The sequence below is a fragment of the Sorangium sp. So ce1153 genome (assembly GCF_051521595.1).
Classification (GTDB): domain Bacteria; phylum Myxococcota_A; class Polyangia; order Polyangiales; family Polyangiaceae; genus Sorangium.
In genome coordinates, this window is the sequence record NZ_CP150361.1 from 156,211 (window position 1) to 171,860 (window position 15,650).

General features: G+C 71.5%; 8 protein-coding genes. 3 read left to right on the forward strand and 5 right to left on the reverse strand.

Annotated elements, in window-relative coordinates; genetic code table 11:
* Positions 1-106 precede the first annotated feature (106 nt).
* Both WME85_RS00595 and WME85_RS00600 read left to right on the forward strand, forming a co-directional pair.
* On the forward strand, positions 107-4,261 hold the full coding sequence (locus WME85_RS00595) for a YwqJ-related putative deaminase (RefSeq protein ID WP_437834184.1): 4,155 nt from the start codon (positions 107-109) through the stop codon (positions 4,259-4,261).
* Entirely contained in the window at positions 4,258-5,550 is a 1,293-nt protein-coding gene (locus WME85_RS00600) for a hypothetical protein (RefSeq protein WP_437834186.1), read from the forward strand. Before WME85_RS00595 ends, WME85_RS00600 begins: the two co-directional genes overlap by 4 nt.
* Positions 5,551-5,883: 333 nt before the next feature.
* Here WME85_RS00600 and WME85_RS00605 read toward each other — a convergent pair whose 3' ends face one another.
* Positions 5,884-8,121: a DUF2169 domain-containing protein gene (locus WME85_RS00605; RefSeq protein WP_437834187.1), complete on the reverse strand. Its 2,238-nt coding sequence runs from the start codon at positions 8,119-8,121 to the stop codon at positions 5,884-5,886.
* A gap of 362 nt (positions 8,122-8,483) precedes the next feature.
* On the opposite strand from WME85_RS00605, the gene WME85_RS00610 reads away from it, so the two are divergent.
* Positions 8,484-8,663, forward strand: a complete 180-nt coding sequence (locus WME85_RS00610; protein ID WP_437834189.1) for a hypothetical protein — start codon at positions 8,484-8,486, stop codon at positions 8,661-8,663.
* A 229-nt stretch (positions 8,664-8,892) separates the two neighbouring features.
* Here the strand turns inward: WME85_RS00610 and WME85_RS00615 are convergent, their stop codons facing one another.
* The 4 genes from WME85_RS00615 to WME85_RS00630 all read right to left on the reverse strand — a co-directional run bounded on the left by WME85_RS00615 (position 8,893) and on the right by WME85_RS00630 (position 15,605).
* Entirely contained in the window at positions 8,893-9,714 is an 822-nt protein-coding gene (locus tag WME85_RS00615; protein WP_437834191.1) for a hypothetical protein, read from the reverse strand.
* Between the two features lie 622 nt (positions 9,715-10,336).
* Positions 10,337-12,319, reverse strand: coding sequence for a hypothetical protein (locus WME85_RS00620; protein WP_437834193.1), 1,983 nt, complete (start codon positions 12,317-12,319; stop codon positions 10,337-10,339).
* Positions 12,320-12,408: 89 nt separating this feature from the next.
* Positions 12,409-13,236, reverse strand: coding sequence for an SDR family oxidoreductase (locus WME85_RS00625; RefSeq protein WP_437834194.1), 828 nt, complete (start codon positions 13,234-13,236; stop codon positions 12,409-12,411).
* The gene (locus tag WME85_RS00630; protein ID WP_437834195.1) at positions 13,233-15,605 is read right to left on the reverse strand and encodes a hypothetical protein; all 2,373 of its coding nucleotides are present in this window, start codon (positions 15,603-15,605) and stop codon (positions 13,233-13,235) included. Before WME85_RS00630 ends, WME85_RS00625 begins: the two co-directional genes overlap by 4 nt.
* Positions 15,606-15,650 lie beyond the last annotated feature (45 nt).

Sequence of the window (15,650 nt, forward strand, 5' to 3'; positions counted from 1 at the left end):
TCGCGCACCAGCGCTGCTGTCGGCGCGCCGCGCGCCGCACCGCCCCGGGGCCATCCGGCACGGCGGCGGGGATTGACACCGTGGCTGGTTCCGCGACGATCGCGTCATGGCACGCACAGCTCCGGTTCCGAACATCCCGGCCATCCCGGGAATGAACCCCGGTGTCTTCATCATGGGCGGCGGCGCAGGCGGCGGGGGCAGCGGCGGGCGCGGCGGCAACGGAGCCGGCGGAGACCAGGGCGCCGGGGGCAAGAACGGCGGCGACGGCGCTCAGGGCGGCGGTCGCAACGCCGGGAGCTGCGGCCAGGGCAGCGGCGGCGGCTGCCCCAACCCGTCGCACGGGGGCGGCGGAGGAACGCAGGCCGGCCACCCCATGGATCCCGTCACGGGTCGCGTCTACACCCTCGCCGTCACCGACATGGCGCTGCCGGGAGCGTTCCCGCTCGTGATCGAGCGCGCCTACAGCTCCGCGCAGCGCGACCTCGACTACGGTCTCGGCCACGGGTGGAACCACTCGCTCGGCTGGCGCGTCATCGAGCTCCGCCGCCGCAGGGTGCGCGTCGTCACGGCGACGGCGCTGGCGTGCGAGGGCCGGTGCCCCGACGAGGGCGAGACCGTGAAGCTCCCTGTCGGACTGCTGACGCGGACCCGCGACGGCTATCTACTCAAGGCCGACGACGGGATCACGCGGGTCTTCGAGGACGTCTTTGCGATCGACAACGAGTTCCGCCTCAGCGCGCTCCAGGACCACAACGGCAACCAGGCTCGGCTCTTCTACGAGAACGGGACCGGCCCGCTCCAGTTCGTGAATGACAGCGTGGGCCGCCTGCTTCGCGTGCGGAGGCACAGCGACGGCCGCATCGCCGCCTTCGAGGTGAAGAACGCGTCCGTCAGGGGCGCCTGGACGTCGTTCCGAACCTACGAATACGACGAGTGCGGAGATCTGGTGGCCGCGCGCGACGCGCTGGGGCACGCGGTCACGTTCACGTACGACTCGGACCATCGCCTCGTCACGGAGCGCTGGCCCACGGGCCTCGCGGTTCACTACCGCTATGACCAGCACGGTCGCTGCGTGGAGACGTGGTGCAACGATCCCAACGAGCGCGCGCTGCTGGCCGAGGGCGTGCCGGAGGTGCTCGCGGACGGCACGCCGGCGAAGGGGTTCCTGCACGCGAAGGTCGAGTATGGCGTGGGCGAGAACAACGTCATCACCTCGCGGGCGCTGCGGAGGATCGAGGTCAACGCGTTCGGCAAGGCGGACCGGATCGTCTGGGCAGGGCAGGTGCACGACAACGTATTCGACGAGTCGGGTGAGCTCGTGGGGTACCGTGACGGCCTCGGGCGCGCGTGGAAGATGGGCGAGGCCGGCGGCGCGTACCGCGTGGTCGACCCGCTGGGGCACGCGACGGAGTACCTGTACGACGACCGCGGCAACGTCGTGGCCACGCGCGGCCCCGACGGCCTGGAGACGCAGCACGCCCGCGACCCGAACGGGAACCTCGTCTACCTGTCCGATACGATGGGGCTCGTGGCGAGCTTTCGCCATGATGAGCGTGGCTGTCTGGTTCACGCCGAGACCGCCGACGGCGGCAAGACGACGATGAAGTACGACGCGCTCTGTAACCGCGTCGAGATCATCGAGCCTCACGGCGGCGCGCGAGCGCTGCGCTATGACTTTCTCGGGCGACTCATGGAGATGCGGGATGAGAAGGGCGGGGTCCACCGCTGGCTTTACGACGCGATGGGCCGCGTCGTGGAGTACCGCTCTCCGCTCGGCGCGCGCACGTCCACCATCTACGACGAGGCCGGTCGCTTCGCCGGCGAGCGCGACGCGGACGGCCGCTGGTTCCGGCTGATCTACGCCGGTCTCAGCGAGGTGATCTCGGTCGAGCGGAGCGACGGCACGCGCGTCTCGTACGCCTACGATCGCGAGCTCGGCATGGTGCGCATCGTCAACGAGGAGGGCGACGTGCACACCATCGAGCGCGACCTCGAGGGGCGGATCCTCGCCGAGCGCACCTTCGACGGCCGCTCGCTGCGGTACAGAAACGATCAGGCCGGGCGGCTGTCGAGGATCACCTTCGACGATGGCGAGTTCGTCGAGATGACCTATGATGATCTCGATCGGGTGATCGAGCGCGCCTTCTCGGACGACACGTTCCACAAGCTGGAGTACGACGAGCGCGGCCGCCTCGTGCTCTTCGAGACGGAGGCCGCCCGCACGCAGTACACGTACGACGCGCGAGGGCGTTGCATCCGTGAGGAAACGGCGCTGGTCGACGATCCTTCCTCCGCCGCGAGCGTCCAGCAGCTGTACGACGCCGGCATGAACCGCACGAGGATAAACGTGCCCGGCGCCTTCTCGATCTCCACCCCGCGCGACCCCGCCGGGCGGTGCTCCGCGCTCTTCTTCTCGGACTTCTCGGACGGCCGGGGTGTGGACCAGCCGATCGCGACGTTCGCGTATGACCCGATGGACGCCGAGACGGGGCGCCTCTTCGCGGGCGGCGGCGGCATCGCGCTCACGAGGGACGCGCACGGCAACGTCGTCCGCGCGGCCGTCTCCGGCCGAGGGACCGCCGTCGACCGCCCGGGTGAGCCCATCTGGGTCGGCAAGCTGGGCGGCCCGGAGACCTTGCGGTTCGACTATCGATGGTCGTCCGCCGACGAGCTCCAGGTGCTCGCCGATCGCGATCGCGGGGCGCAGTCCTTCACGTACGACGCGCGCGGCCGCATCGCACAGAAGCGGCACGAGAAGCGGGCCTGGACCGAGGACTACGTGCTCTCGCCGCGAGGCGACGTGCGCTGGATCGGCGGCCGTGCGCAGTCCCACCTGGTCGGCGGGCGCCTGGTGACCACGAACGGCGCGACCCTCACGTATGACGCGCGGGGCCGGCTCGTGAAGAAGGTGGAGGGGACGGCGGTGACCACCTACTCCTGGAGCGTGCTTGGCCTGCTCTCTGGAATCACGCTGCCCGACAGGACACGGCTCGAGTTCGTCTACGACGGGTTCGCGCGGCGCCTCGAGAAGCGCGTGACGCGGCGAGACGAGGCGATGGTGCGGCACCGCTACCGCTGGGATGGCGAGGATCTCCTGGAAGAGACGGTCGAGCGCCAGACGAGCACCGGCGGCGCTGGCGCGCCGTTCACGCTGCTGGAGCGCCGGCGCTACGCCTACTCGCCGGACTCACCGGCGCCGGTCGCGCAGGCGGTCGACACCGAGGCGGGCCCGGGCGCGTGGAAATACTTCCTGGACCGGGACGGGGCGCCTCTGCCGCTGGCGCTCGTGGACGCCGACGGGACCGTCGACCAGGTCTTCGAGACGGAGGCGTATGGTCGCGTGATCGCGGGCGACGCCGCGGCGACGCTGAGCCGGTTCCCGGGGCACTGGTACGAGCCGGAGACGGGGCTCCACTACAACCGGTGGCGGTATTTCGATCCGGTGAGCGCGACGTACCTGAGCCCGGAGCCGCTCGGGCTCGAGGGAGGGCTCGAGGCGTACGGGTACGTGAGCGGGAGGCCGCTCGCCGTGATCGACCTCGACGGTTTGATGGGATCCACGGTCACCAGCCGTCGCCTCCCGCGATCTCAGGGCGGTGGCACGCCGCAGTTCACCGGGCAGTCTGCCCGCTACCGCAACCCCGAGGGCCAAGGGCCGCTGCACGACCTGCACCCGGCAGTGGCCGCCGCGCTCCCTCAGGATTCCGGGCGCGGCCAGGGCAGGGACCCGTCCTGGTGCTCCGAGCCCCACGCGATCAGTAACTACCTCCGCGACTACGAAAATCGGAATGGGGTGAGATGCGATCCGGGCACACCGGAGGGGCAGCGGCAGCTCCGTCGCGCCTTACGCCGCATGGGACCCGTCGGCAGCTCCGATGCCGATGGCACACCTTGCGCCCCGTGCCCGAACTGCTCGCAGACGCTGGCTCGCTTGCACGCGCTGGCCGGCACGGGCCAGCAACCCGAGACGGTTCCCGCGTCGCCCCCGAGAGGCGGACCGCCCCTCAACTTCCGGCCGGCAAGCGCGGGCGCGCCGTTGGACCGCGCGCGCCAACAGGCCGCCCAGGGGAACACAGCGCCCCTGGATGACGCCCGTCGGGCCAACGCGTCCCGTTATCGGCAGCAGCTCGAGGCCGAGCGGGCGGCGGGACGTAACAATCACTCGGATGCGGAGATCCAGCGCCGCAGCAATCGCGTCGCCGGAATGACACCGGGCGTCTTCGGAGGTACCGGCGCCAACAACGACTGGGGGCCGACGTGAAGACTCGATTCAGCCATCCCCTCCTCGGAACCATAGCGAAGGGCATGTTTGGCCCCGAGCTCCGATCCATCTGCGGAACCAAACAGCTCACCGCTTCCATCTCCCAGTTGAACGAGGTGGCGGACAGGCTTGAGCCGTGGCGTTCTCCGAAGTTCGAGCTGCGCGTGCGCGTTCATCTCGGTAATTTCTACCCGGAGACGGGACCGGTCACCGCGATCGACAAGACGAACGCTCTCGTCAAGGGCGTTGCTCGTCGGCTCGGCCAGACGAGCCGCTCGTCTCGCCTGCACGGGTTCGTGTGGTATGTCTGCGACGGGGTGCTCGCCTTGCGAGATGATGTGTTCTTGCGGGTGCTCGGCCCCACGGCAGTTAGCCTGCGGCCCTGGATCGAAGAGTGCGCGGCCCTGCGTTTACAGTGCTTCTTTCCAGTGCTCCGAGCCGCTGGAGAATCGCCTGTCGCACCCGAGTCTGGATGGATTGAATTTCGCGACGGCTACGCCGATTCGACGGGGCGTGCGGCTCTGGACAACGAAGCCGTGCACCTCGATCTCCCGCTCGAAGAGGCGAGCGAGCGGTTCCGGCAGAGCGTGATCGGGTTTCTTTGCGCAACCGTCGACCCAGCGTCGAAGACGCTTCCGCTGTCGCCTCGTGCGAGAGAGGCGGCATCGCGCTGGCTCTGCAGGCTGCACGACTCCGGCGGCCCCGCGCGGCTCGCCTCGTGGGTGATGGAGAATGGCGGCAGCGGGGCGCTTGCCAGGGCGGCAGCTGACGCCGAAGGATCGTTTGGCGGTTTGCGCAGCGTCGACCGGATCCGGCGCTTCGGCGGGATCCTAATGCTCGATCGAGCCCTCGCCCCAGGGAGTGTCGCGGAGTCGCCTCTTCAGCAGACGCCCGGTGGCCCTGCGATCCTCCTGGGTCAGGATGACATTGACAACCCCGACACCCTCGCGTGCATGACAGAGGACGGTGATATGTGGGCCTACGATCTCAGCTGGGACGAATGGGACCGAGCGAGCGACTCCGTGAGCACGTTCGTCACCCGCCTCGCACTGTGGGGACACCCCAGAGCAGCGCCGAGCCACATCGCGATGTCATCGCTAGGCCGTGAGCTCGCCCGTGCGCTCGGTCTGGACGAGATCGACGAGGCCAGCGACTCCATCGGCACGTTCTATGCGGGCGACGCGGCGCTCGTGTTCGAGCGGAGGCTCCCCGGCAGAACCGTGACGCGTATGCGAGAGCTGCGCCCCGAGGCGGTGCTTGCATGGGACGAGCTCTCCTCCTCTGCCTGACAGGCTCTGCGTGTCCGTGGACACGAATGGCCAGCGCGTGGACGCTTGTCGTGCCGACGCGACACCATATAGATCTCGGCTCGAGCTCGCTATGACGTTATCGCAGGATCCACAGGCGTCGGACTTCCCTGCGCTCCCCCGCGTCCCGTTCAGGGACCGCGAACGGCTCCGCTCGCGTTTTGCGGGCTGGGACGACAGCCACCTCGCTTGCACGGGCGCCCCTACCACCGCCCGCGCAGACGCCAGGCTCGGTCGAGGGCTCATCTCACGACGTGCAGCGCTCGCGCCCGCTCTTTTGACACCGAATCGAGACGGTGATGTCGAACGAGCGCCTCACGACCCGGGGGCGCGCAGGCGGCTTCTCGTCACGCCGTGAGCGTCGGCGCTCCGCAGCTCGCGTTGCCGCGCGAGCTCGCGCTGGAGCGCGCTGGCGAGGCTGCGGCTCTCGGCGAGGCGCTTTGCCCAGACCCGCTTCAGCCGCATCCACAGGGTACGGCGGATGCCGATCGAATCGAGCGCGGCGGCGAGGTGGCCGCGCTCGGCCGCCACGGTGAGCCGCGCGTAATCGCCGAGCTCGAAGGGCCCGCGGTGCGCCTCCCATTCCTTGATGTACGCGACGTCGTACGCGTCGCGGAGCGCGTGCCCGCCGCGCCGGTCCTCGTCATCCATGGCGACGCTCCAGCGCCGCTCGATCTCGGCGAAGCGCGCCTCGGAGAGCCCGTGCGCGCCCAGCACGTCGGCGCGGGGCGCGCGCCGCTCCAGGAGCTGCGCCGCGACGGTCGCATAGCGCTCGACGCCGAGGTCCACCGGCTCCACCGGATCGGCCGGCGGGGCGGACGGCGCCTTCGCCTGAGGGGCGCTGAGGAGCGACGGCGCGGGCGGCGCGCTCGGTGGGGGCGGGGCGCTGGGCGCGCTCGGCGCGAGCATCGCGGAGGGCGCGCTCGGCGCAGGCGGGACGCTCGACGTGGGCGGCACGCTCGGCGCGGGTAGCGCGCTCGGCGCGAGCATCGCGGGCAGCGCGTTCGGCGCGAGCATCGCGGGCAGCGCGCTCGGCGCGAGCATCGCGGACGGCGCGCTCTCGGCGGACGCGTCCTCGGTCGACCACGGCGCGCCGGGAATGGGAGCAGGTTTTGCCAGGCGCCAGTCCGCGGCAGGCCTCGGGGTCGCAGGAAACGGCAGCGCCGCCGACGCCGATGCGCGAGCGTCGTCGTCCGGGGACAGCGCGAGCGTCGACAGCGGCGCCGCCGCGGAGGTCGGCGCCGCCGCGGAGGCCGGCGCCGCCGCGGAGGCCGGCGCCGCCGCGGACGCTGGCAGCCTCGCGCTCGCGGCGCACGGGCCCGAGGAGCGATCGAAGGGCAGCGCGTGCCTCACGCTCGCCGCCGCGTCCTCGTCCGGTCCAAGCGCCACCGTCGCCGCGTGCGGAGCTCGCGCTGCCTTGAACGGGATCACCGGACGCACCGTGGTCGCCGGCGCCTCGTCCAGGTCCAGGAACATCGTCTCCGCCGGGCGCGGCCGGCTCACCGGCTCCTCGGCGATGACGATGGTGCCGGCCCGCCCGCACTGCGAGACGGGCGGCCCCGCCGCCTCCGCCCGCCTCGCGCTGGGCGGAGGCTCCCACGCGATGGGCGACCCGGCGACCTCGACGCCCGCGACGATGCGCACCGCCGCGAGCGCGCCCGCGTGGGGGAGCGGCAAGCTCCGACGCCAGACCACGGTGCACCGCTCCTCGTCGCCGTCGATGTGCAGCGTGTCGGCGACGAGATCGAGGCGAGACCCCTCCGCCACCCCGAAGCCGCCGAGCCCGTGGATCCGCGCCGCGCCGCGCGCGCTGGGCAGCCGCATCACGACGCGCGGCAAACCCGGGTGGAGGCCCTCGAGGATGATCCACTCGTCGCCGCGCAGGTGATCGATCTGCTGGCCCTCGGGCGCCGCCTGGAAATAGCCCCAGTCGAAGCCCTCGGGGATCTCGGCGATGGGCGCCTCCAGCGCCTTCCGCGGCGTCGAGCCGAGCCGCCGCCTGCGCGCCGGCAGCGCGCGCGCGACCGGGCCAAAGCACGCCGGGCGGCTCGGGTCCGTCGGATCGACGAGGTTCGCCGCGGCGGGGTCCGGGCCCCGCCCGAACGGGTTCTCCTGCCCGCCCGCCCCGCTCGTGGCGCGGTCGCAGGTCAGCGGCATCCGCTCGAAGCCGCCGGGATCGCGGACGAGGAGCTGCCGGTCGAGGAGGAGACGGCCGCCGTCGGCGATCGCGAGCCGCACGGGCATCGATTGCACCCGCGTCCCGCGCGGCGCGTGCGCGTGCCCCGTGAACGTCACGTCGGCGCGGCCGAGGTAGGGGGCGAGGTCGCTCGAGAAGCGGATACCCCGGATCGGGTTGTTGCCGTGGTGGACCTCGGCGCGGATGATCGGCTGCGGCTCGGCGAGCGGCATCTCCGCGTCCGGAGCGAAGGCGAAGGTCGCCTTGACGATAGCGGTGAGGTGGAGCTGTCCCCGGGCCGTGCGCCACGCAACGGCGGTCGCTGTCGTTCCGGGGAGCGCGATCACGGCGTCGCTGGGGAGGGCGGACTCGAGCATGCCAGTACGCTTGTTATCATGAGGACTGCGCCGGCTTCGTGACGCCTCCGCGACAACCACGTCAGGATCCGAGCGCCCGGCCCGGCCGTCAGTGCGCGCCGGCGGCGCGCCGTCGCGGCATCGCCATCGCATTTTTCTCTGCTCGGGGACCGCCCGGTCCGGGAGGACGTACGCGCGCCCACGTCGGGCGTCGAACTGGATTTTTCCAGCGCGTTCCCGGGGCGAAACGGCCACGAGGCATCGAGTCGCCACCGCGGGTTCCAGCGGAGGATACCAATGCACGGCGTGCATGCGAGCCATGTATCATATGAATTGGATGCACACCATCCTGTGAACTAAACCGTTCTTCAGTCGAGGAGAGTATGAACCGTCAAGAGACCAGGGACGTGAGGGACGCGAGGTGCGCGAAGAGCGCCAAGAAGAGCAGCTTTCTGGGCGCTCTCGGCGTGCTCGGCGCCCTGTCGCTCCTGTTCGAGCCGGCTCGCCCTGAGCGCTGTGGCCGGCCGCCGCTCGGGAGCGGCGAGCACACGAGAATGAGGTGAGCCGCCAAGGACGCCAGGACGAGAGGGCCAGCTCGGGTCCGGCTCGTTCCTCGTCGAGCTCGTCACCGCCGACGACACGCGTTCGAGCCCGGTCTCGGTCGACGAGCACGTCGACCTCATCCCGCCGTGGACGGGCCCCCCGTCGAGCGCGTCCGGGCGACAGTCCCCAGGCGCGCGCCGCGCTCCTCCGCCGGGCTCTACGGAGAGCGCCGGAGGCCGACTCGGCTCCTCAGATGTTCCACTTGAAGAGCAGCTGGGGCACGTGCTCGGTCACGCCCTTCTGGAGGTAGCGGTTCCACGCGAGCTGGTACTCGATGCCCGCGTAGAGCTTGCCTTCGACCAGGGTGGAGAGCTTGCCGACGTCCAACATGAGCTGCGGCTGGGTGACGAAGAACCAGCGCCCCTCGCTCGGGATCTTCGTATATGCGCCCGCGTCGTCGGGGCCGACGGTGAAATCGCCTTTCCCCTCGCCGAAGACACCCCACGAAAAGAACCCGGCGAACACCAGGTCGGTGATGGTCCAGATGGGCACCTTGACCTGCCAGGCGGCGCCGAGCTGGAGGTCCACGCGCGCGAGCGACCAGTCGTCGCGGGCCACCGTGGTCACCGAGAGAAAATCGACATGCGGGATCGTGAAGTCATATTGCAGTCCATAGTAGTGGAGGGAGCCGAACTTGGACACGGTCTCGAGCTCGTAGCGCAACGAGAGGTCGGCGAGCGGTCCCCAGTCCCACTCCACACCGGCGATCTTCTGGCCGATCCGCTTGACCGAGAACGTCAGCGAGGCGCCGCCAAAGAAGCCTCCCTTCTCGTTGGGGGTGACCTCGGCGTTCGGCGCCGCGAACGGGCCGGTGATATCGTAGTACATGAAGAACGTACCATAAGGCCACCATTGAAACGTCTTGATGGTGAGGATCGTTCGCTCGGTATCGCCGTTGAAGTCCTTGTTGTAGTTCCACCCGTGGAGCAGCTCCAGCGAGGTGTCCGCCGCGGCCGGCGACGACCAGGCAGCCGTCAGCGCCAGGGTCGATATCAGTACCTTGAGCTTCATCGTTCTTTCCCGCCCTTTCGCGGTGTGGTTCACCGAGAGCCAACCGGCGCGCGGCGCGGCGGCACGCGCGCCGCGGCGCGCGTGCCGCCGCGCCGCGGATCGAACGCTACCCTATCCCATTTCGCCCATCGACACGGAAGACATCGCCATGGAGAAGAGACGAGAGCTCGTTGCCCCCTGCCCGGCGCCCATGGGCGAAGCGCCTCCGAGGCTGCGGCGACGACGAGATCTCTCCGCGGTGTTTCAGGATGATTGACCCGGGGAGTCGAGAGGTTTTCCAGCCCCCGCCGGCGGACGACCCCGAGGCCCCCTCCGGGCACATGCTTCTGACGTAGCGATGACTTCGGCTACACCTATCTCTCATGGCGTGCGCGGCGAGAGCGCTCATCACCGCGGCGCGGGTCGCCGGGTCCGCAGGCGTTGCCGAGCGGCGCCTCAGCGGTCGCCGGCGCTCTGGCCGGCCGCGTACGGCAGCGCGAGGAGCGCGTCGAGCTGCTCTGGAGAGAGCGCCGTGACGGCAGGCGAGGCCCAGGAACAGGTTGTCACCCCAGTAATCGACGAAGAACGCGGGCTCCGCCGCGCCGGCGGCGGGGGGGGTGACTCAGGTGCGTCGCGGGGGGTGCTACGAGCGCGGGCGGCTCCGCCGCGCGAGCGCGAGGAGGCCAGCGAGCGTCGCGGCGAGCGCGGCGGCGCCGCTCGGAGAGCCCGCCGGGCCAGAGGCGCTGCACCCCACCGCGGCCGGCGCGAGGTCGCCGCCCGTGTCCGCGTCGCCATCGCCGAGCAGCTCGGCGCCGTCGGACGACCCCGGCAGCGCGTCGGGCTCGTGCAGGTCGCGCACCGACACCGGCGCGTCGAGCAGCTCATCGCCCGTGGTGAACGAGGTGGACAGCACCTCGCGCGCGCCGCCGTCCTCCGGCGCGAACGCGCCGGTCGCCGCGAGGCGCGCTGGGGAGCCGCCCGCGCTCGCGACCTGAAACAGCGTGTTGCCGATCGTCACGTACCAGCTCCCGTCAAGCCAGCGCCCGTGCCCGAGGTCCGTGCTGATGCGCTCGGGCGCTCCCCCTGGCCGGCCGATGTAGCGCTTGCCGTCGTTCAGGAAGAGGACGTCGCCTGTGTCGCTGAGGCCGTCGCGGCCGACCCGGACCTTCGCTTGATCGAACTGGCTCGGCTTCGTGAAGTTGCTGATCTGGTGCTGCTCGCCGTCAGCCGTCCGCAGCCATACCTGGTTGACGGTGCCGTCGGTCTTCAGGAAGCCCGCGTGGCCCGCGTGCAGCACCAGCCCGGCCGAGCTGCTGGTGATCGAGTCGCCCAGGAACACCTCTTCTCCATCCGCCGTGTACAGGTAACTCGAGCTCACGCGCCCATCCCACCACCTGCCGGCGACGTTCGTCCCGTCGGTGATCGGCCGCTGCAGGTTGCCCTCGTGATCCCCGAGGAGCGACCCTCCGGGCCCCACGATCGAGCCGCTCTCGTAGGTCCCGAAATAGATCTCGCCGGAAGCCGTGATGTCGGACTGGAACGGCGACGGGCTGCCCGGGCTCGACCAGAGGAGCGTGCTGGTCCCCGCGGACAGCGAGCGCGCGATGGCCCGGTCGTCGCTGGTCGTGGTGAACACCGCCGTGTCGCCGTTCACCGCGTCGAGGCGCGCCGCGCGCGCGATGGTGTTCCGGCTGCCGTTCACCCAGGACAGGATGTAGCCGTTCGTCCCCTGGTACACGGCCCCGGTCGGCGTGAGCGCTCCATAGACCGCGCTGAGCGGGGCGTCCTCCTGCGGTATCGTCCCGAGCCAAGTCACGGCCTGTGTGGCGCGCTCGACGATCGCGATGCGCCCGAGGTGATCCAGGACGAGGAGCCGCGTCGCATCGACATCGAGGATGGCGCCGGGAGCGCGCTGGACGACGGTGAGCCGCGGGCTCCGGTCGACGTGGATCGGGCCGATCGTCCTCGTGACGAGCGGCCCCACGCCGTCGCTGGCCTGGATCGTGAGCGTGTACGTCCTGCCCGACGGGATCTGATAGGAATCGCCGTATCGCCACTCCTTCACGTGGAGCCGCCCCGGCACGGACGATGGCTCGGACGACGACGCCTCGTTGTAGAGCGTGACGTTCGCGTCGGTGCTGGTGAAGAACGCCGCGAGGTGCTGGCACTCGTAGGGCGGCGTCGGGATGCACTTCGCGTCGAAGCGCCAGCCCGCCGTGAGGGTGTCGTTCGGCAGCACGTTCCACCCGAGGGTCGGCGGCGCCGAGTACCGGTGCAGGGTGTGCTGCGCGCTCGCCCAGTCGCCGAACGTGCTGAACGCGTCGACCGTCACGACGTGAGGGCCGTAGGGAAGCTCGCCCCCGAGCTCGCCGAGATCGAACGACCCCTCGAAGTAGCCGTCCTCCGCCGGCGTGAGCTCGATGATGAGCCCTTCGAACTCCGCTTCCACGTAGTAGAGATCATCGGGCGACGACGACGCCGCGACACGCACCGAGATCGTATCGCTCTCGATGAACTTGTTGCTCGGCTCGACGATCTCGACCGTGACGGCCGCGTCAGCGGCCCCGGCCGAGAGGGAAAGGACAACAGCAATCGCGGTGCCAAGGGATCGGCGATAAGCTTGCATGGACCCTCCGTGTTTCAGGAGGCTTCGGTGCGCCGGCGGTCGCCATCATTCATTCCGTCCATCCCTGGCCGGACTCCTGGCGGGCGGTACTACGCCGCCAGCGCCTCGGTCAGCTTCCAGAGCCGCTCCTGCGCGGCCTCGTCGAGCGCCGCCGTCGCCGCCGGCAAGATGCGGCTCTTCTCGAAGTACTCCCCCGTCACGCCGGCGAGCTCCGGCGCCGTGGCGACGTGGAGCGAGCACGCGGCGCCCTGCTCGGGCGTGAGCAGGAACAGGTTGAAGAGCTTCACGACGATCTTCGGGAACTCGCGCATGAGCTCCGTGGCGACGACGCCCGGGTGGACCGCGTTGACCGTGACGCCGGTGCCCTCGAGCCGCCGCGCCAGCGCCTTCGTGAAGAGCACGTTCGCGAGCTTCGACTGGCTGTACGCCGCGCCCGCGCCGTACTTCCGCCGCTCGAACTGCAGGTCGTCCCAGCCCATCTGGCCGCGATAGTGCAGCTTCGACGACAGGACCACGATCCGCGACGGCGCGCTCTGCTTCAGCAGCGGGAGGAGCTCCTGCGTGAGCAGCCACGTCCCCACGTGGTTCACCCCGAACGTCGCCTCGATCCCGTCCCCGGTCGCGGCGCGCGAGCGCTGCCACACCCCGGCGTTGTTCACCAGGACGTCGAGGCGATCGTGCTTCGCGCGGAGCGCCTCGGCGAAGGCGCGGATGCTCGCCTTGCTCGCGAGATCCAGCGCCATCACCTCCACGTCCTTGTTGCCGGTCGTGCGCGCGATGTCGTCGCGCGCTGCCTCGCCCCTGCCTGTGTCGCGGGACGCCAGCACCACCTTCGCGCCGCGCTGCGCGAGCCCGCGCGCCGTCTCCTTGCCGATGCCCGTGTTGCCGCCCGTGACCACGCAGACCTTCCCGTTCATGCGCTCTCTCTCGCTCTCTCGCAGGGGATGATCGCGAGCGGCCTGTCTCGCCCGCTCCGGCGAGAGAGACAGGACACCTCCGCGCCCCCCGGCGGCGCCATTCGAACAGCGTTGTCCGGAAAGCGCAAGCCGCGAGGGGACGCCTGGCTCAGCGGCCCGGCGCGCGCCCCACCTCGGCCGGGCCGGCGGCGCTCGCGACCGCGCTGCGCATGAACTGCATCGCGAGCTCCGCGGCGTCGCGCTCGTGAAACAGGACGAAATGGCCGTCCTCCCCGCGCGTGGCGGGCACCTGCACGAACGCCGCCGTGGCCTGTCCACCGGCGATGTTGCCGCGGACGGGCCACTCCGGCGGCGCGGCGCGCAGGAACGGGAGCACCCCCCGCGGCCGCGCGGACCGGGCGGAGCGGCGTCGCCGCGAGCGCGGTGGCCAGCGCGACAGCCGTCTCGGGCGGCGTGTACGTGTCGGCGAGGCCGCCGAAATGGAGCACGTTCTGGGGCCTCCGGCCGGGCAGGGGCTCGCGGTAGAGGCGCGCGTAGCTCTGCGGATCCACCGGATCGACGAGGCTCTGGACGAGCGTCATGAAGGGGTGGAGCTCGGTGAGCTCGCCCTTCCGGAGCCCCAGCGCGGCCTCGAGGAGCGGCATGAACGGGAGATCGCCGCGGCGGAGGATGCCGAGGCGCGCGTCGCCGCCGCACCCGGAGAGGATCACGCCCCGGAAGAGCGGGTCGAGCGCCGCCTGCGCCGCCGCCGACTGGCTCCCCTGCGAGTGGCCGGCGAGCAGGACGCGGCCGATGTCGAAGCGGGGCGCGGCGCGGCCGGGCACCGCGCCGAGGAGCCGGCCGCTGCCCCCCGGTCGCGCCGCCTTCGAGAAGTCGGTGCCGGCGATCAGCCGCGCGAGCAGGCTCGCGTCGATGCCCGCCTGGCGCAGGTTGTCGCGCGTCGCCGCGGGGTTCACGGGGTTGTAGAAGGCGAGCGCCGCCCCGAGCTGCTGGCCGCGGAACAGGCCCACGGGGATGCCCGCGACGGCGAAGACCGCGGCGTCCCGGCTGCCGGGGCGCGCGCCGGGCGCGTGGGCGCCGCCGTGCAGCGGCTGGTCGGTGGAGACGGCGGCGATCCCCTGGCGGGCGGTCCAGCCCGCGAAGTTGCCCTCGCCGAGGAAGTCCGTCGCGTCGCCGCCGGTGCCGTGCGCCGCGACCAGCAGCGGAAAGCCGCCGGGCGGCGAGCGTACCTTCGGCACGGTCAGCACGTAGCGGGCGCTGAGGAGGCCTCCGCAAGCGTTCGTCCGGTAGCGCGACCCGGGCGGGAGCTCGACGACGCGCGGCGCGCCCGCCTCGTCCGGCGCGAGGGCGCCGCCCCCCGAGAGGAACGGGGCTTCGGCGATCCGCGACTGGAAGTTCGGCGTGCAATAGGTCCCGATGATCGTGAAATAGGACCGCTTTCCCGCGGAGCCCCGCGGGTCGGGCTGCCACGCGGCGCTCACGAGGCGCGGCGCGAGCGGCGGCGGGAGGCGCGTCGCCGCCTCGAAGAGGCGCTCGGAGACGGCGTGCGGCGTGCCCGTGCGGAAGAGCGCCACCGCGGCGATGTCGCCCCGCGCCACGCCGCGCGAGGCGAGGTAATCCAGGGGCCCGGCGTGCAGCGCCCGGGCGCGCTCCGCGACCGGGTCGGGGAGGGGGCCAGTCCATTTCAACCTCTCGAGATCGCGCGTGGTGCCGAGCAATCGACCGTCCGGGTCGCCGAGATCGCGCCGGACGACGGCGAGATGGAGCGTGTCTGGCCGGAGCACGACCCCGGGCACCGGCTTCGCGGCGAGCGTGCCCGCGGGCATGAAGCGGAGCGGCGCTGCCACGTAGTGGAGCTCGAGCGGGATGAGCGCGCCGCGCTCGGGGCTCCGCGGGTCGACGTCGATGAGGAACACGGGCGACGCGAGCGACATCGTGTCCGCCGGCCGGGCTGGGAGCCGGCGCGCGTCCGGCGCGGACGAGAGGTGAAAGTAGATGGCGGGCGCGACAGAGAAGCCCGCGCGATCGGCCTCGGCCGTCGCGATGTACGAGGAGAGCAGCGCCTTCCCGGCGCCCGGGAAGGTGCTCCAGGCGATGGAGCCGTCGTCCCTGCGCCAGAGCTCGCTCGGCCAGGGGAGGGTGTAGAAAGCGGGCGGGCCGCGGCGGGGCAGCCGGAAGTCGACGCGTGAGGCGCCCGGGAGCGCGTCCTCCGGCGTGTACGGCGCGAGGGGGTCGTGCGGCGAGGCGCGGGGCGCGCCGGCCGCGGCGCCGCCGGCCGGGGACGGAGAGCAGGCGAGGAGCGATGAGGCTGCGAGCGCGATCGCAGGGAGGAGCGGGGGCGCCGGGCCGGGGCGGGAGCGAAGGCGCATCGTACAGCGGCTGCAGGGTGAGGCCCCCGACGAACTCGCGCCACG

Excerpts from the sequence above, each read along its gene's own strand:
- WME85_RS00595 (WP_437834184.1), top strand. The coding sequence starts at position 107 with ATGGCACGCACAGCTCCGGTTCCGAACATCCCGGCCATCCCGGGAATG.
- WME85_RS00605 (WP_437834187.1), bottom strand. The coding sequence starts at position 8,121 with ATGCTCGAGTCCGCCCTCCCCAGCGACGCCGTGATCGCGCTCCCCGGA.
- WME85_RS00610 (WP_437834189.1), top strand. The coding sequence starts at position 8,484 with ATGAACCGTCAAGAGACCAGGGACGTGAGGGACGCGAGGTGCGCGAAG.
- WME85_RS00615 (WP_437834191.1), bottom strand. The coding sequence starts at position 9,714 with ATGAAGCTCAAGGTACTGATATCGACCCTGGCGCTGACGGCTGCCTGG.
- WME85_RS00620 (WP_437834193.1), bottom strand. The coding sequence starts at position 12,319 with ATGCAAGCTTATCGCCGATCCCTTGGCACCGCGATTGCTGTTGTCCTT.
- WME85_RS00625 (WP_437834194.1), bottom strand. The coding sequence starts at position 13,236 with ATGAACGGGAAGGTCTGCGTGGTCACGGGCGGCAACACGGGCATCGGC.
- WME85_RS00630 (WP_437834195.1), bottom strand. The coding sequence starts at position 15,605 with ATGCGCCTTCGCTCCCGCCCCGGCCCGGCGCCCCCGCTCCTCCCTGCG.